The sequence below is a fragment of the Bordetella sp. N genome (genome assembly GCF_001433395.1).
In the GTDB taxonomy this organism is placed as follows: domain Bacteria; phylum Pseudomonadota; class Gammaproteobacteria; order Burkholderiales; family Burkholderiaceae_B; genus Bordetella_C.
In genome coordinates, this window is the sequence record NZ_CP013111.1 from 1,587,097 (window position 1) to 1,607,153 (window position 20,057).

Annotated in this window: 17 protein-coding genes; 7 read left to right on the forward strand and 10 right to left on the reverse strand. The window is 65.4% G+C overall.

Annotated elements, in window-relative coordinates; genetic code table 11:
* Positions 1–5: 5 nt before the first annotated feature.
* The 4 genes from ASB57_RS06775 to ASB57_RS06790 all read left to right on the forward strand — a co-directional run bounded on the left by ASB57_RS06775 (position 6) and on the right by ASB57_RS06790 (position 5,536).
* Positions 6–1,157, forward strand: a complete 1,152-nt coding sequence (locus tag ASB57_RS06775; protein ID WP_057651545.1) for an acyl-CoA dehydrogenase family protein — start codon at positions 6–8, stop codon at positions 1,155–1,157.
* Positions 1,158–1,197: 40 nt separating this feature from the next.
* The gene (locus ASB57_RS06780; RefSeq protein WP_057651546.1) at positions 1,198–2,634 is read left to right on the forward strand and encodes an aldehyde dehydrogenase; all 1,437 of its coding nucleotides are present in this window, start codon (positions 1,198–1,200) and stop codon (positions 2,632–2,634) included.
* 138 nt (positions 2,635–2,772) lie between these two features.
* Entirely contained in the window at positions 2,773–3,828 is a 1,056-nt protein-coding gene (locus tag ASB57_RS06785) for a serine hydrolase (protein WP_057651547.1), read from the forward strand.
* A 214-nt stretch (positions 3,829–4,042) separates the two neighbouring features.
* Entirely contained in the window at positions 4,043–5,536 is a 1,494-nt protein-coding gene (locus tag ASB57_RS06790) for a chloride channel protein (protein ID WP_082621417.1), read from the forward strand.
* A 15-nt stretch (positions 5,537–5,551) separates the two neighbouring features.
* Here ASB57_RS06790 and ASB57_RS06795 read toward each other — a convergent pair whose 3' ends face one another.
* From ASB57_RS06795 to ASB57_RS06825, 7 genes are all read right to left on the reverse strand, one after another.
* Entirely contained in the window at positions 5,552–6,616 is a 1,065-nt protein-coding gene (locus ASB57_RS06795; protein ID WP_057651548.1) for a phenylacetaldoxime dehydratase family protein, read from the reverse strand.
* Between the two features lie 6 nt (positions 6,617–6,622).
* Positions 6,623–7,612 (reverse strand): carbon-nitrogen hydrolase family protein, encoded by a 990-nt coding sequence (locus ASB57_RS06800; protein ID WP_057651549.1) that lies wholly within the window; start codon positions 7,610–7,612, stop codon positions 6,623–6,625.
* A gap of 62 nt (positions 7,613–7,674) precedes the next feature.
* Entirely contained in the window at positions 7,675–8,376 is a 702-nt protein-coding gene (locus tag ASB57_RS06805) for an ABC transporter ATP-binding protein (protein WP_057651550.1), read from the reverse strand.
* A complete protein-coding gene (locus tag ASB57_RS06810) occupies positions 8,360–9,088 on the reverse strand; it encodes an ABC transporter ATP-binding protein (RefSeq protein WP_057651551.1) in 729 nt (242 codons plus the stop codon). The genes ASB57_RS06805 and ASB57_RS06810 overlap by 17 nt, the downstream gene beginning before the upstream one ends.
* Positions 9,085–10,104 (reverse strand): branched-chain amino acid ABC transporter permease, encoded by a 1,020-nt coding sequence (locus ASB57_RS06815; protein WP_057651552.1) that lies wholly within the window; start codon positions 10,102–10,104, stop codon positions 9,085–9,087. Before ASB57_RS06815 ends, ASB57_RS06810 begins: the two co-directional genes overlap by 4 nt.
* Complete coding sequence (locus ASB57_RS06820) at positions 10,101–10,967, reverse strand: branched-chain amino acid ABC transporter permease (RefSeq protein ID WP_057651553.1); 867 nt, start codon at positions 10,965–10,967, stop codon at positions 10,101–10,103. The genes ASB57_RS06815 and ASB57_RS06820 overlap by 4 nt, the downstream gene beginning before the upstream one ends.
* A gap of 88 nt (positions 10,968–11,055) precedes the next feature.
* Entirely contained in the window at positions 11,056–12,279 is a 1,224-nt protein-coding gene (locus tag ASB57_RS06825; protein ID WP_156414077.1) for an ABC transporter substrate-binding protein, read from the reverse strand.
* A gap of 251 nt (positions 12,280–12,530) precedes the next feature.
* Between ASB57_RS06825 and ASB57_RS06830 the strand changes: the two genes are divergently transcribed.
* The gene (locus ASB57_RS06830) at positions 12,531–13,337 is read left to right on the forward strand and encodes a TrmB family transcriptional regulator (RefSeq protein WP_057651554.1); all 807 of its coding nucleotides are present in this window, start codon (positions 12,531–12,533) and stop codon (positions 13,335–13,337) included.
* Between the two features lie 3 nt (positions 13,338–13,340).
* Here ASB57_RS06830 and ASB57_RS06835 read toward each other — a convergent pair whose 3' ends face one another.
* Positions 13,341–14,558, reverse strand: a complete 1,218-nt coding sequence (locus tag ASB57_RS06835) for an acetate/propionate family kinase (protein WP_057651555.1) — start codon at positions 14,556–14,558, stop codon at positions 13,341–13,343.
* Between the two features lie 132 nt (positions 14,559–14,690).
* Positions 14,691–15,830, reverse strand: a complete 1,140-nt coding sequence (locus ASB57_RS06840; protein WP_057651556.1) for a linear amide C-N hydrolase — start codon at positions 15,828–15,830, stop codon at positions 14,691–14,693.
* A gap of 382 nt (positions 15,831–16,212) precedes the next feature.
* Between ASB57_RS06840 and ASB57_RS06845 the strand changes: the two genes are divergently transcribed.
* Together ASB57_RS06845 and ASB57_RS06850 are read left to right on the forward strand one after the other, a co-directional pair.
* Positions 16,213–17,673: an MFS transporter gene (locus tag ASB57_RS06845; RefSeq protein ID WP_057651557.1), complete on the forward strand. Its 1,461-nt coding sequence runs from the start codon at positions 16,213–16,215 to the stop codon at positions 17,671–17,673.
* A 236-nt stretch (positions 17,674–17,909) separates the two neighbouring features.
* Positions 17,910–18,863: a bile acid:sodium symporter family protein gene (locus tag ASB57_RS06850; RefSeq protein WP_057651558.1), complete on the forward strand. Its 954-nt coding sequence runs from the start codon at positions 17,910–17,912 to the stop codon at positions 18,861–18,863.
* A 102-nt stretch (positions 18,864–18,965) separates the two neighbouring features.
* Here the strand turns inward: ASB57_RS06850 and ASB57_RS06855 are convergent, their stop codons facing one another.
* The gene (locus tag ASB57_RS06855; RefSeq protein ID WP_057651559.1) at positions 18,966–19,964 is read right to left on the reverse strand and encodes a tripartite tricarboxylate transporter substrate binding protein; all 999 of its coding nucleotides are present in this window, start codon (positions 19,962–19,964) and stop codon (positions 18,966–18,968) included.
* Between the last annotated feature and the right edge of the window lie 93 nt (positions 19,965–20,057).

Below are 20,057 nucleotides of genomic sequence, written 5' to 3' on the forward strand. Positions count from 1 at the left end.
CATTTATGGATTTCAAGCTGACTCCCGAACAACAGGACTTCCAGACCGCCGTGCGCCGCTTCGCCGAGGGCGAGCTGAAGGCCGGCGCCCGCGAACGTGCGCACAGCAACGAATATCCCTGGGATGTGGCGCAGCAGATGGCCAAGCAGGGCCTGCTTGGCATCACCATGAAAGAGGAAGACGGCGGCAGCGGCGGCAGTCTGATGGATGCGGTGGTCGCCATCGAGACCGTGGCTTCCGTGTGCCCGCGCAGCGCGGACGTGGTGCAGGCCGGCAACTTCGGCGCCATCCGCGTGCTGGCCGAATACGGCACCGCCGACCAGAAAGAGCGCTTCCTGCGGCCGCTCCTGGCCGGCACGGCCTTGATCGCCGTAGGCATGACCGAGCCGGAGGCCGGCTCCGCCGTCACGGAATTGAAGACCGCGGCGACCCGCGACGGCAAGGGCTGGCGCATCAACGGGACGAAGATCTTCACCACGCATGGTCCGCATGCGACGGTCATCCTGGCCTATGTGCGCTTCGGCCCGGGCACGGGCGGCATCGGGTCCGTGCTGATCGACACCAAGGCCGAGGGCGTGCGCCTGGGCAAGCGGTCGGCCTTCATGTCGGACGAGGAATGGGTGGAAATCTTTTTCGACAACGTCTACGTGCCCGATGACATGGTGGTGTTGGGCGAGGGCGGTTTCAAGAAGCAGATCGCCGGCTTCAACGTGGAACGCATCGGCAACACCGCGCGGTCCCTGGCGCTGGGCCGCTACGCCTATGAAGAGGCGCGCGAATGGGCCTTGCAGCGCAAACAGTTCGGCCGCCTGCTGTGTGAATTCCAGGGTCTGCAGTGGAAGTTCGCGGATATGCGGATCAAGCTGGATGCCGCCCAGCTGCTGCTGTATCGCGCCGCCACCAATGCCGATTCGGGCTTTCCGTCGGCGACCGAGACAGCCATTGCCAAGGCTTACTGCAATCAGGTTGGCTTCGACGTCGCCAACGACGCGCTGCAGGTGCTGGGCGGGATGGGCTACAGCCGCGAGTCGCTGGTGGAGTATTGCGTGCGGCGCTGCCGGGGCTGGATGATCGCCGGCGGCTCCATCGAAATTCTCAAGAACCGCATTGCCGAAGGCATCTTCGACCGCAGCTTCTCGCAACGGCCCCCGCGTTAGGCGCTGCTGAACGACATCAAAGAATAAGGAGGAGACCGACATGAAGCCCCAATACGACCACTACATCCATGGCGCATGGCGCGCACCGGCCACCGGTGAGTACTTCGAACGCATCAGCCCGGTCACCGAGCAGCCGCTGACCCGCATCGCCCGCGGCAGCGAGCAGGACATCGATATCGCCGTGCGCGACGCGCAGGACGCCTATCCGGCCTGGCGCAAGCTGCCCGTGCAGGCGCGCGCCAAATATCTGCGCGCCATCGCCGCCGCCATCGAGGCCCAGGCGGAGGACCTGGCCCTGCTGCAAGCTCGTGAGACGGGCAAGGCCCTGGCCCGCTCGCGCAACGATGTGCGCGTCACGGCGCGCTATTTCGAGTATTACGCCGAGCTGGCGCATGCGCTGGGCGGCGAGACCATCCTGGCTGATCCGGCGCTGCACACCTACACGGTGCGCGAGCCCTATGGCGTCTGCGGCAATATCGTGCCGTGGAATTCGCCCCTGCAGCAAGCTTCCCGCGGCATCGCGCCGGCGCTGTTGGCGGGCAACACCACGGTGGTCAAACCGTCCGAGGAAACGCCGTTCTCGTGCCTGGAAATGGCCCGTATCGCGACTGATGCCGGTTTGCCTCCCGGTGTGCTTAACGTGGTGCCCGGCTATGGGCGGGAAGCCGGCGCGGCGCTGGTGGCCCATCCATTGGTGCGCAAGGTCACGTTCACGGGTTCGGTGGCCAGCGGTCGCGCGGTGGGCGCCATCGCGGCGGAGCGCATCATTCCCCTGAGCCTGGAGCTGGGCGGCAAGTCGCCCAATATCGTCTTCGACGATTGCGATCTGGCCGCGGCCACCGCGGCGGCCTATGCGGCCATCATGGGCAATACGGGGCAGATCTGCTCGGCGGGTTCGCGCCTGCTGGTACAACGCGGCATCCACGACAAGTTGGTGGCGGGCCTGGTCGACCTGGCCGCGCAGGAGAAGGTCGGCGATCCGACGCAAGGCGCGACCATGGGGCCGCTGACCACGCGCGAGCAGTACGAACGCGTGACGCGCTATCTGGCCGTCGCGCGGGAAGAGGGCGCGCGTGCGGCTTGCGGTGGGGGCCGGCCGGAGCGTGGGCCGGCCAACGGCTGGTTCATCGCGCCGACCATCCTGACCGGCGTCAATCCGGCCATGCGCGTGGCGCGCGAGGAAATCTTCGGACCCGTACTGAGTGTGATTCCATTCGACACGGAAGAAGAAGCGATTGCCATTGCCAACGACAGCGACTACGGCCTGGCCGCGGCGGTCTGGACGCGCGACATCGGGCGCGCGCATCGCGTCAGCGGCGCCCTGGAGGCAGGTCAGGTTTACGTCAACAATTATCACGGCGGCGGCGTGGAGACGCCTTTCGGCGGCTACAAGAATTCGGGCTACGGTCGCGAGAAGGGCGCCGAGGGGCTGGCCCATTACACGCAGATCAAGACCGTGATCATGAAAGTGAATTAAGTTTGGTTCGCGGGCAAGGACGGCTGCGTTCGCGTAAACCCTGAGCATTTACGCACCCGCTCGCCGATGCCTGTCCTACAATCCTTCCCCATCGCGATGTCTCGTGGCCGGCCCGGCCAGCACAAGGAAGGTAGCCTGATGAACCAGACTCTCATGCAGCAAGCCATACAGTTCGCCAACGACCATGAGTCCCTTTGGGACCGCAGCGTCACCGGCAAGTTCGGGGTGCACCAGAACGATCCGCCGCCCTGGAACCGCGCGTATGGCCCGCTGCATGACCGCGGTCCCGTATCGGGCGTGGTGGTCGTCGACGGCAAGACGCTGGCGACCTGGGGCGAACCGGACCGTGCCGACCTGACCTTCAGCGTGGCCAAGATGTACCTGGCCTTGCTGGCCGGCGTGGCGCACGATCGCGGCCTGTTGCCGGACATCGACGAGCCCATCGTCAAGCGCCTGAAGGGCATCGGTTTCGACAGCGAGCACAACGCGCCCATCACCTGGCGCCATCTGCTGACGCAGACCAGCGAATGGGAAGGCGAGCGCTTCGGTATCTCGGACCAGGCCGACCGTTATCGCGCGGTCAGTTTCGGCACGCCGCCCGATGGCAAGAAGGGCGATGCGCGGCCTTTGCAGGCGCCGGGCACGTATTGGGAATACAACGACGTCCGCATCAACCAGCTGTCCTACGCCTTGCTGCACCTGTTCCGCCAACCTCTGCCGGATGTCTTCCGTGAAGCCATCACGCGGCCGCTGGGCGCCAGCGAGAACTGGCGTTGGGTGGGCTATGACGATGCGTGGGTGGACATCGATGGCAAGCGCATGCCGTCCGTGCCGGGCGGCTCGCACTGGGGTGGCGGCATGTCCATCAGCAGCTACGACCAGGCGCTGATCGGCCAGATGCTGTTGAACGAGGGCAAGGCCAATGACGGCCGCCGTGTGTTGTCGGCGGAGTGGATCAAGGCCATGCAGCAACCCACCGCGCTGGCGCCGTACTACGGCTTCCTGATCTGGCTCAACCATCAAGGCAAGGTCTTCCCCAGCGTGCCGGAGTCCAGCTTCTTCGGCGTCGGCGCGGGCAGCTCCTTCACCTGGGTCGAGCCGGAGCGGCGCATGGTGGTCATCGTGCGTTGGCTAAATTCCGAGTTCGCCGATGGTCTGTTCGGTCGCATCCTGAAGGCGGTCGACGCGGCGTAGTCGTGCTGTTGTAAATCGGCACGCCCGCGGGCGTGTTGCAAGCTTGCCGTCAGCCCGCGCCAACGCGGGTTTGACGTTCAGGCGGGTTTTGCATGCATCGAGCGCGCGGCCGTCAATCCGGCATTGACGTTGCCGCGGCATTCCTGTTCTAGTGGCAGCCACGGGCCGAGACGGCCGTTCATGGCGCGCTTGCGAGCAGGCGCGCAACGCGTTCATGTCACTAGAAAAAATCCCAGCGTCTTCACGCGATAGAGTCTCCGCGGCGATAGCGGACACTGCTCCCGGCAACGTGTCGGGTAATGCCCCGGCCGCGTCCGCCGCGGTCCTCATCTTTGCCACGTTGGTGACCGGCGTGGCCGCCGGCATCGGCGGCATACTGCTCGCCTTGCTGCTGCATCTGGTCCAGCACCTGGCCTTCGGCTATGGCCTGGATGCGGCCACCGCGCACGCTAGCTTCCTGCAAGGCGCCAGCCTGGCCGACGGTCCGCGCCGGGTGGCGGTGCTCGTGGCCTGCGGCCTGGTGGCCGGCCTGGGCTGGTGGGCCGTCTATCGTTATGGGCGCAAGCTGGTCAGCGTCAAACAAGCCGCTGGCCCGGGCGCGCCGGCCATGCCGGGCGGCGCCACGCTGGCGCATGCCGTGCTGCAGATCATCACCGTCGCGCTCGGTTCGCCCTTGGGCCGTGAAGTTGCGCCGCGCGAGATCGGCGCGCTGTTGGCTGGCTATCTGGCCCGCTGGACCGGCCTCGCGGTCGACCAGCGCCGCCTGCTCGTCGCGTGTGGCGCGGGCGCCGGTCTGGCCGCCGTCTATAACGTGCCGCTGGGCGGCGCCGTCTTTGTGCTGGAAGTCCTGGTGGGTGCCTTCAGCTGGCCCGCCGCCGCGATGGCCATGGCCAGCTCCGCGCTGGCCGCCTGGGTGGCGTGGTGGGGCCTGGGCGCGGAATCGCAGTACATCGTGCCGGCCATGACCGTCACGCCCGCGCTGGTCATTTGGGCTCTCGTGCTGGGCCCGGTGTTCGGCGTGGCGGCGCATGGCTTTGTGCGCTTGACCGGTACGGCGCGGGCGCACGCCGCGCGGGGCTGGTCCTTGCCTGTTTTATCCGTGGTGAACTTCACGATCATCGGCCTGCTGGCCGTGTATCTGCCGCAATTGCTGGGCAATGGCAAAGGCGCGGCGACGCTGTCCTTCGACAGCGCGCTGACCCTGGGCCTGGCCGCCGTGCTGCTGGTGTTGAAAGTGGCCATCGAGGCGTCGACCCTGCGTGCCGGCGCGGAAGGGGGCTTGTTGACGCCGGGCCTGACCAACGGCGCGCTGCTGGCGCTGGTCCTCGGCGGGCTTTGCAATCAGGCGCTGCCCGGTGTTTTCGGCGCGGTGCCGCTGGGCGCCTATGCCATCGTGGGCGCTACGGCCTTCCTGGCTTCGTCCATGAGCATGCCCTTGACCGCCATCGTGCTGCTGGCCGAATTCACGCGCATGGATCACGACATGCTGGTGCCCATGGTCCTGTCGGTAGCGGGTTCGGTCTGCGCCAGCCGCTGGTGCGCGCGCGCTACAGCTGCCGCGAGGACGGCGCCCCAGCCCGCGACCGTGGTGGCGATGCCCGTGCCGTCGACGGCCAGCGCAGCCACCGCGGCGGCCGCCGTCGCAGGGACGAGTCCCGCGACGGGGCAGGCGTTGGCGCCGGACCTGGCTACCGCCAAGCGCGATTAGCGCCTGCTGGCGAATCTAACCCCTGTCCGTCAGCACCCGCGCGTAGGGCAATATCCCGGTGCGCGGGTGGCAGTTGACGTATTCAAACAGATTCCCCATCCCCAGCACGAACAGCTCATGCCAGGTCACCACTTCGCGTTTTTCCTTGTACAAGCGGTTCATCGCGATGGCATGACGATAGATCTCCATATGCGTGTCGTGCGACTCGGCCCAGGCTTCCAGCTGGTTCAGTGACAGGAACGCGGCATACACCGAAGTCTCGGCCCGCGCGCTGCCATCCTCGTTCAGATTGGTCATGATGCGCAGAGACAGGCAGCCGGTACGTTCGCGCTCCTCGACCAGATACGCCATCCCGCGCATCAGCTTGGGCTGCAGCGCGTTCATGTAGTCATCCAGTTGCTCCTGCCCGGCGCCTTCCCAGTATTGCCCGGACCGCAACACCGTACAGTTATGCGGCACCACCGCGCAAAGATGGGCGCCGCGGCTCGCATGTTCCGTTGTAGCCGGAAACAGACCGCCGCTGGGACTTTCCAGGGTGTCGATGGCCGACAGGGGCAAGCGGTCACGCGCCGCGCCGAAATAGCCGTTGGTGGTAATCGGCACGATTTCGGTGGCTGGCGTGCGGGCAAGACCGATGCGGTAGCCCGGCGCGGAATAGATGGTCTCGTGCCTGTCGTACGGCACGACCAGTGCCTCGAACCAGTAACCGACCGCGCCCCCCAGGCGTGCCGGGTCATCGAACCACGGCCGGAAGCCGGAGTCCTCCAGCCAGCGCGCATAGACACCGGGCTCGGTCCAGTAGGCCACCACGATGGTGTTCTCCAAGCCGGCCTCGTCCGTGCAACGCATGATTTCATGTGCCGCAGGGCCGTTGGCCTCGGCCAGGAAGCCGCGGATGCGCGCGATATGGGCCGGGGCGAGCGCGGCATCGCCTGCTGCATCTGCCTGCATGCCGAAGTAGACGCTGACCAGGGTGCTGCGCGGCTCGGTCCAGCGCAGCGAATAACGGGGCGCCGCGGGCTGGTGCCCCGGCGGGCGGCGCTCGGGCACCAAGCGCTGATATTTCCATTCGAAGGGCATGATTCCTTACTCCGTTCGCTGCGCGGGCGCCGTATCCGCGGCCGCCATCGTCCCCTGGCCGTTGATCTTGCGGGCTACCGGCGCCACCGCCACCATCGGCCGGTCCTCGACCGCCAGACGGAAGACGTCCGCCCGGGCGTAATGGCCCACCACGTCGAAGTCGAACTTTCCGCGGGCCCGGTCGTCCGTGTCAAGTTCGGCCACCAGTATCGTCTCGCCGCTGAAATCCGGGCCCGCCACGATACGGCCGAGTGGATCGATAATCATGCTGCCGCCGCGCATCAGCACCGCGTCCGACTCGTCGGTGATGCGATTGTGTGTGTGGGGCTGGAATGCCGAGCGCAGCATGTACTGGCAGGCGGACAGCACGAAGCAGCGGCCTTCCAGCGCGACGTGCTGCATGGTGCTGACCCAGCTGTCGCGGTCGTCGGCGGTGGGGGCGCAATAGATGGAGATGTCCTGCGCGTACATCGCCGTGCGCAGCAGCGGCATGTAGTTTTCCCAGCAGATCACCGCGCCCAGCTTGCCCCAGGGGGTGGGCACCGTGGTCAAGGTGGAGCCGTCGCCGAAGCCCCAGCAAAGGCGCTCCGCGGCCGTGGGCATGAGCTTGCGATGCTTGCCCTGGTATTGGCCGTCCGGGCCCAGAAAGACGATGGTGCAGTAGAGGGTGCCGCCGTCGCGTTCGATCACGCCGATGGCCGCGAACAGGCCTGCCTTGCGCGTGGCTTCGCCAAGACGCCCGGTTTCCGGCCCGGGGACGGTGATGGACCGATCGTAGTACTCGCGGAACTCGTCGCGGCCTTCAGGCGTGCGCACGCCGATGGCGATGTCGAAGGACGCGCCTTTGGGATAGCCACCCACGAAGGCTTCGGGAAACACCGCGACGGTGGCGCCGCGCGCGCCGCACTGCGCGATCAGATCGACGGCCTTGTCGATGGTCGCGGCCGTATCCGGTCCGCTGGAAGCCTGTACCACTGCGGCCTTGAACTTTGCCATGCTCCTGTTCTCCTTGCTTGTGCCGGTCTCGCTTGGACCGGATAGAGGGGTAGTCGAAGACGTCATATCCCCAGATACGTACGTCGAATTTCATCGTTGGATTGCAGTTCGCTGGCGGTCCCGCGCATCGCGATGCGGCCGCTTTCCAGCACGTAGGCACGGGTCACCACCTTCAGCGCGCTGGCCACGTTCTGTTCGATCAGCAGCACGGCGATACCCAATGCGTTGACGCGGGAAATGGCGCGATGGACCTCGTCCACCATCATGGGCGCCAGGCCGTGGCTGGGCTCATCCAGCAGCAGCAACTCGGGTCGGGCCATCAGGGCGCGGCCCAGCGCCACCATCTGCTGCTCACCGCCCGACAAAGTGCCGGCCAGTTGAAGGCGCCGTTCGCGCAGGCGCGGAAACAAGGCGTAGCATTCCTCCAGGGAGCTGGCCAGGTTCTCGCGGCGCCGATGGAAGCCGCCCATCATCAGGTTGTCTTGCACCGTCATGTCGGGAAACACGTGGCGTCCTTCCGGCACGCAGGCGATGCCGCGCGCCACCCGGCGATGCGCGGGCAGGCGTCCAAGCTTCTCGCCCTTGAACACGATGTCCCCTTGCACGCGCGGCAGCAGGCCGCAGATGGCCTTGATCAGTGTGGTCTTGCCGGCAGTGTTGGCGCCCAGGATGGCTACGGTTTCGCCCGCCGCCACCTCGATGTCTATGCCTTGGATGATGGGTCGGCCGCCGTAGCTGCCGCCCAGGTCATGTGTGCTGAGCATGGTCCCCTCCCAGATAGGCGGCGATGACGTCGGCATTGGCCGCGACCTCGGCCGGCGTGCCGTCGGCGATCAGACGGCCGAAGTTCAGCACCAACAGACGTTCGGACAAGCGCATGATGGCGCGCATGTGATGCTCCACCACGATCAGGGTCAGGCCATCCCGTTCGCGCAGGTCGCGCAGGGTGGCCATGACGCTATCCATCTCCGGCGGCGTCAGTGCTGCCATGACTTCGTCCAGCAGCAGGACGCGCGGCCCGGTGGCCAGTGCGCGCGCCACTTCACCCAGGGCCTTCTGCGGAAAGGTCAGGTCATCGACATCCGCATCGGCGGCATCGGCCATGCCGACGCGGGCCAGGCAGTCCGCCGCCACGGCGCGCGCTTCCCGCAAGGGATGGCGCAGCAGGGCAGCCGTGGTGACGTTTTCCAGCAAGGTCATCTCGGGAAACAGCGCGGTGTTCTGAAAAGTCTTGGTCATGCCCTGGCGTGCCAGCACGTGCGGCCGGCGCCCATCGACGCGGCGGCCGTCCAGATGGATACGGCCTTGCGTGGGGCGATAGAGGCCCACCAGCAGGTTGAACAGCGAGGTCTTGCCCGCGCCGTTGGGACCGATAAGACCGATGATCTCGCCGGCGCGGATGTCGAAGGAGACGTCGTTGACGGCCACCAGCCCACCGAAGCGCAAGGTCAAGCCTTCTACGGACAGGACACTCATGGTTTGCCTCCCGCCTGGCTTGGGCTGAGTTGCGTTGGCAATGGGACCTTGGTGCCAGTCGAGGCGGACTTTGAGCGACCCGTAAAAACCGAAACAACGCCGCGGGGCCTCAGCAACACGATGGCGATCAGTGCCACGCCAAAGAGGAAGGGCGCGATGCCCGCCGCAGAATTCGAGAGCCAGGCCGTCAGCAATTCCTCCAGTGGAACGATGATCAGTGCACCGACGAGAGGGCCCGCCAGGGTGCCCACGCCGCCGACGATGGCGATCAGCGCCGCACGGATGGAGATCGCCGAGGCATTGAACACGCTATCCGGATCGAGGAAGAAAACGAACTGCGCGAAGAGGGTGCCGGTGGCGGCGGTCAGTGCCGCCGATATGACGGCGCCGATCAACTTCACCTTGAGCGTGTTGACGCCGGCCACCTCGGCCGCGTCCTCGTTCTCCCGCACGGCCCGCAGCAGATACCCGTTACGGCCGCGCGACAGGCAGGAAAAGACCAGGTAGATGACCACGAAGAGGCCCGTGTACAGATACAGGTAGTTGCCCGCGCCACGGAATTGCATCATGGACCAGGAGTTGCCGGCGAAGGGCACCGAAATACCTTGCGGGCCTCCCGTGACACCCGTCATGGCGGTAGCGAGAATGCGGCAGGCTTCGCCGAAGGCCAGGGTGGCCAGGGCAAAATAGGGCCCGCGCAGGCGCATGGTCGGCAGGGCCAGCAACAGGGCGGCGACGACGGCCAGCAGCATGCCCACCGACATACCCAGCCAGGGTGTCAGCCCGTAGCGAATCTGCAGGACCGAGGACGTGTACGCGCCGATGCCGAAGAAAGCCGCGTGGCCCAGGGATATCTGGTTGGCAAGGCCGCCCATGATGTTCCAGCATTGGCCCAGGCACGCGGCCAACAGCACCAGGCAGGCCACGCGTACGGCATAGCCGCGGGGCTCCAGCAGTTGCCCCAGCACCAACGCCGCGACGACCACCAGAGCGATCAGGATCAGGTCTTTTTTCATCGTGCCGCCTTGCCTAGAAGGCCTTGGGGTCGGAACGCCAGGAAAGTGATGAACACCACGAACAGCGCCAGGTTTTGCAACTGGATGGGCATGAACAGAGTGGACAGGGATTGGATGATGCCGACGATCACGCCGCCCACCAGCGCGCCCAGCACGCTGCCTAATCCACCCAGGACGACGACCGTGAACATCAGGACCACGAACTGGGCCCCGGCCGTGGGGCTGACCGCGGTGTACGACAGGATGATGCCGCCGCCGAATGCGCTGAGACCCGTGCCCAGGCCGAAAGCGATGGCATACACGGTGCGCGTGTCGATACCGAACAGGCGGGCCGCGTCGGCATTCTGGGACGTGGCTCGGATGGCGCGTCCCACCCAGCTGCGATTGAGCGTCAACCAAAGCAGGCCGGAGACGAGGAGGGCGGCGACGAAGGCGACCAGATAGGGCACCGACACGAACAGCGGGCCGATCTCGAGCGCGATGGTCTGGTAGGGCGTCTGCACCGACCGAAAGGATGAGCCGAACAGCATCAGCGCGCCGTTCTCCAGTACCGACATCAGGCCCACGGTCAGGAAGATCTGCGCCACCGGCGTGGCCTTCAGCACATGCTGCACCAGCAGCCGCTGACAAAGCGCGCCCACGATGAAGCCCACGGCCAGCGCCAGCACGGCGCCCGCGATGGGGTCCAGGCCGAGCCAGTGCCAGGCCAGCCAGGCGACGTACATGCCCAGCATCAGGAACTCGGCCTGGGCGAAGTTGACGATCTTCAGCACCCCGAAGACCAGCGACAGGCCCACGGCGATCACGCCGTAGACGCCGCCGATCAGGATGCCATCGACCAGGGTTTGCAGGAGGGCGATCATGACGAGGCTCCATGCGGGACACGCGGCGGGACGCACCCGGCGCGCGTGGCGTGGCGGCGCGGAGCCGCCCGTGTTGCGCGCGCCATCATTATTTGATTTCCTTGCCGTTCCAACGCGGCGCGGCCATCGCGGTATCGGTGGGGAAGACGGTGACCAGCCCCGGGCCGCGCCATTGCACGAAGATGGGGTAGGCGGTGGCGGTCAGCCCGGTGGCGTCGAATGCCGTGCAGCCGCCGGGAATGCCGGCGGAGAAACCGTCGCATTTCTTCAGTTTGGCAATGGCGTCCCGAATCTTGTCGGGATCGGTCGACTTGGCCTGCTGGATGGCGGCGATCATGTGTTGCAGCGCGGCGCCGTACATGATGGCTTCGTGCGGCATGAATGCGTGATAGCGCGCTTCGTAGCGCTTGGCGATGTCGGGTACTTTGTCGTAGTTGGCCGGCGCGATCGAATATACGTCCTCGGCGAACTCGCCCAGTCCCTGCTTGAACTCGGGGATGATGTAGCCGGCCGCGCCGCCCACGACGGGCAGGGTGATGCGCTGTTGGCGCATGGTGCGGATGATCAGCAGGCCGTCGTTGAAGTAGGAGACCGGGAAGACCACCTGGGCGTCGGAGCGGCGCAGCTTGTTGATCAAGGGCGCCACGTCGGTAATGCCCAGGGGGTAGCCGTCGTCGATCACGACCTCGACACCCGCTGCCTTGGCGGCCTTGCGGATGCCTTCGGCCTGCGCCGTCCCATAGGCCGTGTCTTCGTAGAAGATGGCGACCTTGGTCAGCTTTTCACCGGCCTTGGCGGCGATGTCGGCGGCGTACTGGAACTGCTTTTCACCGAAGGTGCTGGCTTTGGGCGCGACCTGGAAGATGTAGCGGTAGCCGCGGCCGGTGATCTGGTCGGCGAAGGAGTGGGTAATCATGGGCACGCCCGCGCGTTCGGTCACTTCGGACGCGGCCAGGGTCACCGAGCTGACAAAAGAACCGATTACGCCCACCACCTGATTCTGTGTAATCAGGCGCTGCACGGCGGCGCCGGCGGCATTGGGCGCGGGCACGTCGGCCGACACCAGATTTACGTCCAGGTCCTTCAACTGGCCGGCTGCCTTCATATCGGCGAGCGCCAGTTCGATGCCTTGACGGGCGTTGATGCCGAACTGTGCATTGGGCCCGCTGAACGGGAAGACCAAACCGATGTTCACCTTCTCCGCGGCGTTCGCGGCCGGCGCGAGCACGGCGGAAGACAGCAGCAGGAACGGCGTGAGCACAGCGGCGATGCGTGGGATGCGTTTGGCGAACAGATGCCGGATGCGGGCCATGATTTCTCCTTGGACTGGAATTTTTTGCGTTGCGTCAATGCGCCGACAAAGTCTAGGATTTCTGTTTTCATGGCGTCAATAAAAACTGACAAAAATAGCTTGAAACTAGCGTATTCCCCTATGAAAACACTTGTTTATAAGCTTTAAAAGACGCTATATTGTTGTCGAAAATAATCGACAAAAATCTTTTCGAACGCGATCGAGCGCCGCCTTGGCCATGAAAGCGTTCCGGCGGGCAGGAGCATCACGCAATGACGGAAAAAATGACGGACCCCATGCGGGACAAGCTGGCCTTGTTCGGCTTGAACGACAAGGAGCAGAACTTCTATCTGGCGGCATTGCAGCTGGGTTCGGCGTCGGTCACGGAAGTCGCCACGCGCGCGGGCGTATCCCGCACCAACGGCTACGATCTGGTCGAGCGCCTGGAGCGGCGCGGGCTGTTAGCCCAGGTTGGTGACGCCGCCGGCGTGCGCAAGGTGGTGCCGGAAGATCCCAGTGTCCTGATACGCGATTGGGAGCGCTCGCGTCTGGTGCTGAACGAGTTGGTGCCGGAACTGCGGTCCATCTACAACGACAGTCGCACGTCCAAGCCGCGCACTCGGCTGTACGAAGGACGCGAAGGCATCAACCGCGCCTTGTGGGAGACGCTGGATTGCCCTTCCAAGGTGCTGCTGGGGGTGCTGTCCATGCACGAGCTGCTGGAGACGCCGGGTCAGCAATGGATGGCGGGGTTTATCGCTGAACGGGTGCGTCGGGGTATCGAATTGCGCGTGGTCCGCTCGCGTTCGCGCGAGACCGAGGCAATCTGGCCGTCCGCGCATGAGGAGTTGCGCAAGTTACGGTATGCGCCCGCGGATGTGGACCTGGGCATGACGATGTATGTGAACGACGACACCGTCACTTATGTCTCGTCCAAGGAGGAGAACTACGCCATGGTCATCGAAAGCCGTGAGTTGGCGCGATTGAATCGGGCGTTCTTCCAGTCCCTGTGGCTGACGTCCACGCCACCCGGGGACGTGGCGGGGCATCCCGGCGACGACCCGCCCGGGTTGGAATGATTCCTAGCCCGTCACGGCGACGGCCTGGCGCGCGGCGATCCATTCTTCGTTGGTGGGCTCCACGCCCACCGACACGCGGCTGCCCGGTCCCGCGATGACCGGCTCGTTGCGTTCGTTGGCGGCTTCATCCACGGCCACGCCAAGATAGGCGAGGTCGCGGCAGATACGGCTGCGGATGACGGCGCTGTGTTCGCCCACGCCGGCGGTGAAGACCAGCAGGTCCAGTCCGCCCAGCACGGCGGCCATGGCGCCGATCTCGCGCACGATGCGGCGCACGTAGAGCGCCAGCGCGGCGCGGATGCGGTCGCCCACGTCTCCGCTTTCCTGTTCACGCGCCAACAGCTCGCGCGTATCGCCGGAAACGCCGGATACGCCCAGCAAACCCGACTCGTGATACAGCACGTGGCCGACCTGCTCCAGGGTCAGCTTCTCGATTTCCATCAGGTAGATCACGGCGCCGGGATCCAGCGCGCCGCAGCGCGTACTCATCATCAGGCCGTCCAGGGCCGAGAAACCCATCGTGGTCGCCACGCTGCGCAATTCATGCATCGCACACAGGCTGGCGCCGCTGCCCAGATGCGCCACCACCGTGCGGCCGCGCGCGCGTTCGCCATGACGATCGGCCAGCGCCACCGCCATGTATTCGTAAGACAGCCCATGGAAGCCATAACGCCGCAGGCCGCGCTCATAGGCCGAATAAGGCAGGGGCAGCATGCGCTCGACCAGCGGCAGCGTGTGATGGAAGCCGGTGTCGAAACAGGCCACTTGCGGACAATCGGGCAAGCCTTTCAGCAGCACGTCCATCGCCTCCAGCGCGAAGGGCTGGTGCAGCGGGGCCAGGGGAATGTAGCTCTTGAGGTCAGCAAGCACGCCAGTGTCGACCAGAACGGGCTCGCTGTACTTGCTGCCGCCATGTACGACGCGATGCGCCACCGCGCGTAAATGGCGCCCGGCCAGGCGTTTGCGCGTGCGCGTACGGATGTGTTCCAGCGCGGCGTGGTGGGGCGATTCCCGGTCTTGCAGCGGCACCGGCTCGGCGGCGCCGCCGTCTTCCGTGTAGGTCGGTTTGGGGCCGCCTATACCCGTCACCTGTCCGCCCCAAAACGGCCGTCGCGGCGGCGGATCCTGCCGGCCATCGAACAACGCGAATTTGATGCTGGACGAGCCGCAATTCAGAACCAGCAGGCAGGCGTCATCATTACTCGGGGCCGTGGCGGACATGGCGCTCCTTTATCGTCGGGGCGGATAGAGGCTGCGATGAGCGCAGCGCGGGAGTGCCTTGATGATAACGCCGGATCCGGGCGCTGATCCCGCGCCCGGCCCGTGGTCAGCGGCCGCTTTGTTGAGCTGGATCTAATTCGCCGCCATTTTGTTGACCACCGCCAGGGGCGGCGGGACGACCGCAGGGTGCAGCGGGCCAAGCAGAATATCCTTGCCAACCAGGTCCAACTGCTTGAAATCCAACTCGCGCAAGGTGGGATCTTCGTAGGTCTTGAGGTAATAGCGCAGGTTCTGCAAATCGGCGATGACGCTCCACTGGGTGTATTCGATCGAGGCTTCCTTCAACGCGGGATCCTGGGCCCACCCTTTGGGAATGTCGAAATTATTGAGGATGTGTTCAGCCAATCTCACGCTGGGCATCCCAGGTTCTGTAGGCACGGCCGCCTGGGAAAATCCCAGGGCGCGGATGAAGCGCGACGGCGGCGTGGTGTCGCCGGGAATGCCCAGCAGGCCCGAACCTTCGCCCAGCGGCCGGATGACCTGGCCGGCGATCACCCGCGGCGGCGCCTGGGTCGGCGACAACTTGACGTAGTTGCGCAAGTTCATTTCATGCCACGCGAAAGGCGGCGAGTTGGTCAGCACGCTGTAGGGGTTGTCATAAACCTCGAGGCGGCCGTTGACGGGTTCGATGACGATGGACGCGCCGGTGGCGTCGTGCAGCGTGTAGTGGACGCCGGGCACGAAGCCCAGATGGGGCTCCTTGATACCCAGCACCACGATCTGGGACAGCGCCACCTTGACCTCGGCGACAGTGGCGAAATTGGTCAGCGCCCAGGTCAGCACATCCCACGGCGCCAGCACCTGGAGCTGACCAGCGTCGGCGTCCGGGGTATAGGACGCGTAGTCAGGGAAATAGAGCAGGCCGCCCGCCAGGCCCTTTTCATTCATGCCATCGCTCAGGCATTTCAGGCCGAAGGCATTCATCCCTATCGTGGCGTACTTGGTGGTCCACTGCAGGCCGGCGTGGGTCGCGTTGCCGGTTGCCGAGATCACCTGCTTGCGCGGGATGAACATGGTCTGGGATTGCAGGGGGAAGCCGAACTCCATGGTGCGGGCGTAAATGACACCCTTGGTACTGGTCCGGATCGTGAAACTGGTGCAGGCCAGGGTCGCGACGGGCGCCCATGTCAAGGCAGCAATGACGTACAGCGCCACAGACGCACGCAAACGTCGCGACAAGGAGCGGGCGAGCACGGATGGAAGAACGGGCATGACATCTCCTTGGCAACGGGCTACCTGCAGATACTGAGGGCGAGCGGATGCCAGGAGGGAGTAATTTCACGGCACCATTTGCGACATCGGGAGTGGCCCGCGGCGCGTTCTCAAGCGGGGTCACGGCGTTAAAGACCCTGATCCGTTAAATGCCTTTATGCAGCATGGAATTCATATGTGATGCGTTTTTGCTTCACGGTCATGCACATCCATATACGCTGCAACGCACCATCCGAGAGTAAGATGCGCGGCATGGTGCCGATATATGCGGCACATCCCAAAATCCGGGACCCCCGGTGTAGCTGAACTGCCGCGTCTGCTCGACCGGCTGCGTCTCACATCTCGTGTTCCGCTTGCTGTCTTCTGCCTGAACACCTAAGCCATGACTGCTTCCGCCTCCATCCCGCGCCTTGGACGCGCGGGTCTGTATCTATTGCTCGCCGGCCAACTGCTGCCGATGATCGATTTCTCCATCGTCAACGTCGCCCTGGATGCCATGGCGCACGCCCTCCATGCCACCGAGGTCGAGCTGGAGTTGATCGTGGCGGTCTACGGCGTCGCCTTTGCCGTGTGCCTGGCCATGGGCGGGCGCCTGGGCGACAACTACGGCCGCCGCCGTGTGTTCACCTGGGGCGTGGTGCTGTTCACGGTGGCCTCCGTCCTGTGCGGCCTGGCCAATGCCGTCTGGGTCTTGCTGGCCGCCCGTATCCTGCAGGGCATGGCGGCGGCGCTGGCGGTGCCGCAGATCCTGGCGACCATCCACATCGGTCTGCAGGGGCGCGAGCATTCGCGCGCCCTGGGCCTGTACGGTGCCATCGGCGGCCTGGCTTTCGTGATCGGGCAGGTGCTGGGCGGCCTGCTGATCACCATGGGCGAGGGCGGCCTGGGATGGCGTACCGTGTTCCTGGTCAACCTGCCCATCGGCCTGGTCGTGGCCGCCTGCGCACCGCGCCTGTTGCCGGAAACGCGCTCGCCGCATCCGGCGTCGATCGACGTGGCGGGTACCTCGCTGCTGGCGCTGGTGATCCTGTGCGTCCTCTTGCCCATGGCGCTTGGCCCGGTGCTGCACTGGCCCTGGCCTTGCGCCGTGGCCCTGGGCGCGGTGCCGCCGCTGCTGTATGCCTTGTGGCGCGTGGAGCTGCATCAGGAAGCGGCCGGCAAGTTTCCGCTGCTGCCGCCCAGCCTGTTGCGGCTGGGCAGCGTGCGCTCCGGCCTGGGCATCGCCATCCTGTTCTTCTCCAGCTGGGGCGGTTTCATGTTCGCCATGGCGCTGACCCTGCAGGCGGGCGCGCATCTGTCGCCGTTGCAGTCGGGCAATGCGTTCATCGCGCTCGGTGTGTCCTATTTCGTGGGATCGCTGCTGACCAGCAAGGCCGTGGCACGTTTTGAAAAGACCCATGTCCTGCTATTTGGTTGCCTGGTTCAGATGGTGGGTCTGGTGCTGATGATCATGACCTTGCGCAGCGTCTGGCCCGCGCCGTCGGTGCTCAATCTGATCCCGGCGTCCCTGCCAATCGGCTTCGGCCAGGCCTTCATCGTGGCCTGCTTCTATCGGATCGGCCTGTCCGAAGTGCCGCATGCGCAGGCCGGCGCTGGCAGCGCCACGCTGTCCACCGTGCAGCAGGCGGCGTTCGGCTTGGGACCCGCCGCGTATGGCGCGGTGCTGACGCATTTCCTGCTGGGCAGTGGCGGCGACTATCTGCCGGCCTCCGTGGGCGTGATGGGCGTCGAGCTGGGCGTGATGGCCTGCCTGGCGCTGCTGGCGGTGGTGATGCATCGGCGCCAGCAGGCCCAACGCCGCGCCGTGCTCGGCGCGACCACGGTGTGCGCGAGCACCCGCTAAAAACGGTCTTTCTTTAAGGCTTCGGTAAGTTTCCGGAGCCTTCGCGCATCCCGTTTCCGACGCGCATACAATACGGCCCGCCCGAGCAACCGCGGGCGCGGCAACTCACAAGGATGCACGCGCGGCGCGGACCTGGCCACTGTCCCACGCGGATCCGGCCTATCTACCTATAACCATTAAAGAGACCGCGCGGCCGCATTGCGTCATGCCGCGCGAGCGCATCCAGGACTCTTACCGTGCTTGCCCCTATTACTCGATTGTTCCCCGTCTGGGCCGTGCTGGCTTCGCTGGTCGCCTATTTTTCTCCGTCTTCCGTGGCGGGCATCGCGCCGTATGTGACGACGCTGCTGACCATCATCATGCTGGCGATGGGCGTGACCTTGTCGCTGGGCGATTTCAAGCGTGTGTTCACGCGTCCGGCGCCGGTCGTGGCGGGCATCGTGCTGCACTACCTGGTCATGCCGCTGGCGGCCTGGCTGATCGCGAAAGTGCTGCGCATGCCGCCGGACCTGACCACCGGCATGGTGCTGGTAGGCAGCGTTGCCAGCGGCACCGCGTCCAACGTGATGATCTACCTGGCCCGCGGCGACGTGGCGCTGTCGGTGACGATCAGCGCGCTGTCGACGCTGGTCGGGATTTTCGCGACGCCGCTGCTGACCCGCCTGTATGTCGACGCGTCGATCGTGGTGGACGTGCATGGCATGTTGGTCAGCATCGTGCAGATCGTTGCCTTGCCCATCATCGCGGGTCTGGTGATCCATCATCTGTTCACGAGCTTCGTGCGTCGTATCGAGCCGCTGTTGCCCTTGATATCCATGGTCGCGATTCTGCTGATCATCGCCGCGGTGGTGGGCGGTACGCAGGCCAGCATCGCTTCGGTGGGTCTGGTGGTGGCGGTCGGCGTGATCCTGCATAACGGCCTGGGCCTGCTCGGCGGTTACTGGGGCGGGCGTCTGCTGGGTTTCGATGAAGCCATCTGCCGCACGCTGGCCATGGAAGTCGGCATGCAGAACTCGGGCCTGGCCGCGACCTTGGGCAAGCTGTATTTCACGCCCCTGGCCGCGCTGCCCGGCGCGCTGTTCTCGGTCTGGCACAACCTGTCGGGCTCGCTGCTGGCTGGCTATTGGGCCGGCCGTAGCGCCAAGCGGGACGCGGCCAAGGGCGAGCAGGCTACGGTTGCCGCGAAGTAGGCGAGTCGCCCGGGCGTCGTGCACACGCGCCTCCCGCCCGGCATGAAAAACGCCCCGTCGATGACGGGGCGTTTTCACTTGCGGGAAAGCATGGACCGACAATCAATCCACGGTGGCGCCGGACATCTTCACCACGTCGGCCCAACGCTTGATGTCGGCCTTGTGGATGCGCTCGAAGGCGGCGATGCTGGGATCGGCCGGGGGCTGAATGCCCTGCAGGTCCGTCAGCCAGGTCTTGAACTCAGGCGTGCTGATGATCTTGATCACGGCTTCGCTCATGCGCTTCTGGATTTCCGGAGGCAGCTTGGCCGGGCCGAACAGACCGTACCAGGTGCTGCTCTCGTAGCCCTTGATATTGCATGCGTCGGCAACCGTCGGCACGTCGGGCAGGGCCTTGATGCGATCGGCGGTCGTGACGCCGAGAGCGACGACCTGGCCTGCCTTGACGGCGGGAACGGACGGCGCGCTCTGATTGAAGAAGAAATCCACTTCACCAGAGAGCAGGGCGGTCATGGCGGGGCCCTGGCCGCGATAAGGCACGTGGGTGACCTTGATGTTGGCACCGTTGGCGAACTGGGCACCGGCCAGGTGGCCCGATGCGCCGTTGCCGGTGGACGCATAATTCAGGACGCCGGGCTTGGACTTGGCCAGGGCGATGAGGTCGCCGCAGCTCTTGATGTCAGGGTGCTTTTTGGGATTGACCAGCAAAACGTTGGGAACGTCGCCCAGCAGCGCGATGTGGGTGAAATCCTTTTCGACGTCGAACGCCAGGCTCTTGTACAAAGCCGCGTTGATGGCGTGCGTGCCGGCCGTGCCGAGCAGGAAGGTATAGCCGTCGGGTTGAGCGCGCGCGACCACGTCGGACGCGACGTTGCCGCCCGCGCCGGTGCGGTTGTCGGCGATGATGGCGACGCCCAGTTCCTTGCCCAGGGCTTCACCCAGTTTGCGGGCGTAGAGATCGGTGCCCGCGCCGCCGGGGAAACCGCCGACGATGGTGATGGGCCGCGAGGGCCATTTGGACGGGTCTTCCGCATGAGCGGCGGGCGCGGCGCCGATGGCGGCGGCCAGGATCAAAGCAGCGGTACTAAACGAGCGCAGCATGGTTTTCCCCTTCTATATCGTTGCGCTGGTGGAGGATGCATGCCTTTGTGGGGCCTGCATCATGAAGTCTTCGTGCTATCTGGATAGAGCTCC

Bases quoted from the DNA above. Each gene is read 5' to 3' on its own strand.
- ASB57_RS06775 (WP_057651545.1), top strand. From the start codon at position 6: ATGGATTTCAAGCTGACTCCCGAACAACAGGACTTCCAGACCGCCGTG.
- ASB57_RS06780 (WP_057651546.1), top strand. From the start codon at position 1,198: ATGAAGCCCCAATACGACCACTACATCCATGGCGCATGGCGCGCACCG.
- ASB57_RS06785 (WP_057651547.1), top strand. From the start codon at position 2,773: ATGAACCAGACTCTCATGCAGCAAGCCATACAGTTCGCCAACGACCAT.
- ASB57_RS06790 (WP_082621417.1), top strand. From the start codon at position 4,043: ATGTCACTAGAAAAAATCCCAGCGTCTTCACGCGATAGAGTCTCCGCG.
- ASB57_RS06795 (WP_057651548.1), bottom strand. From the start codon at position 6,616: ATGCCCTTCGAATGGAAATATCAGCGCTTGGTGCCCGAGCGCCGCCCG.
- ASB57_RS06800 (WP_057651549.1), bottom strand. From the start codon at position 7,612: ATGGCAAAGTTCAAGGCCGCAGTGGTACAGGCTTCCAGCGGACCGGAT.
- ASB57_RS06805 (WP_057651550.1), bottom strand. From the start codon at position 8,376: ATGCTCAGCACACATGACCTGGGCGGCAGCTACGGCGGCCGACCCATC.
- ASB57_RS06810 (WP_057651551.1), bottom strand. From the start codon at position 9,088: ATGAGTGTCCTGTCCGTAGAAGGCTTGACCTTGCGCTTCGGTGGGCTG.
- ASB57_RS06815 (WP_057651552.1), bottom strand. From the start codon at position 10,104: ATGAAAAAAGACCTGATCCTGATCGCTCTGGTGGTCGTCGCGGCGTTG.
- ASB57_RS06820 (WP_057651553.1), bottom strand. From the start codon at position 10,967: ATGATCGCCCTCCTGCAAACCCTGGTCGATGGCATCCTGATCGGCGGC.
- ASB57_RS06825 (WP_156414077.1), bottom strand. From the start codon at position 12,279: ATGGCCCGCATCCGGCATCTGTTCGCCAAACGCATCCCACGCATCGCC.
- ASB57_RS06830 (WP_057651554.1), top strand. From the start codon at position 12,531: ATGACGGAAAAAATGACGGACCCCATGCGGGACAAGCTGGCCTTGTTC.
- ASB57_RS06835 (WP_057651555.1), bottom strand. From the start codon at position 14,558: ATGTCCGCCACGGCCCCGAGTAATGATGACGCCTGCCTGCTGGTTCTG.
- ASB57_RS06840 (WP_057651556.1), bottom strand. From the start codon at position 15,830: ATGCCCGTTCTTCCATCCGTGCTCGCCCGCTCCTTGTCGCGACGTTTG.
- ASB57_RS06845 (WP_057651557.1), top strand. From the start codon at position 16,213: ATGACTGCTTCCGCCTCCATCCCGCGCCTTGGACGCGCGGGTCTGTAT.
- ASB57_RS06855 (WP_057651559.1), bottom strand. From the start codon at position 19,964: ATGCTGCGCTCGTTTAGTACCGCTGCTTTGATCCTGGCCGCCGCCATC.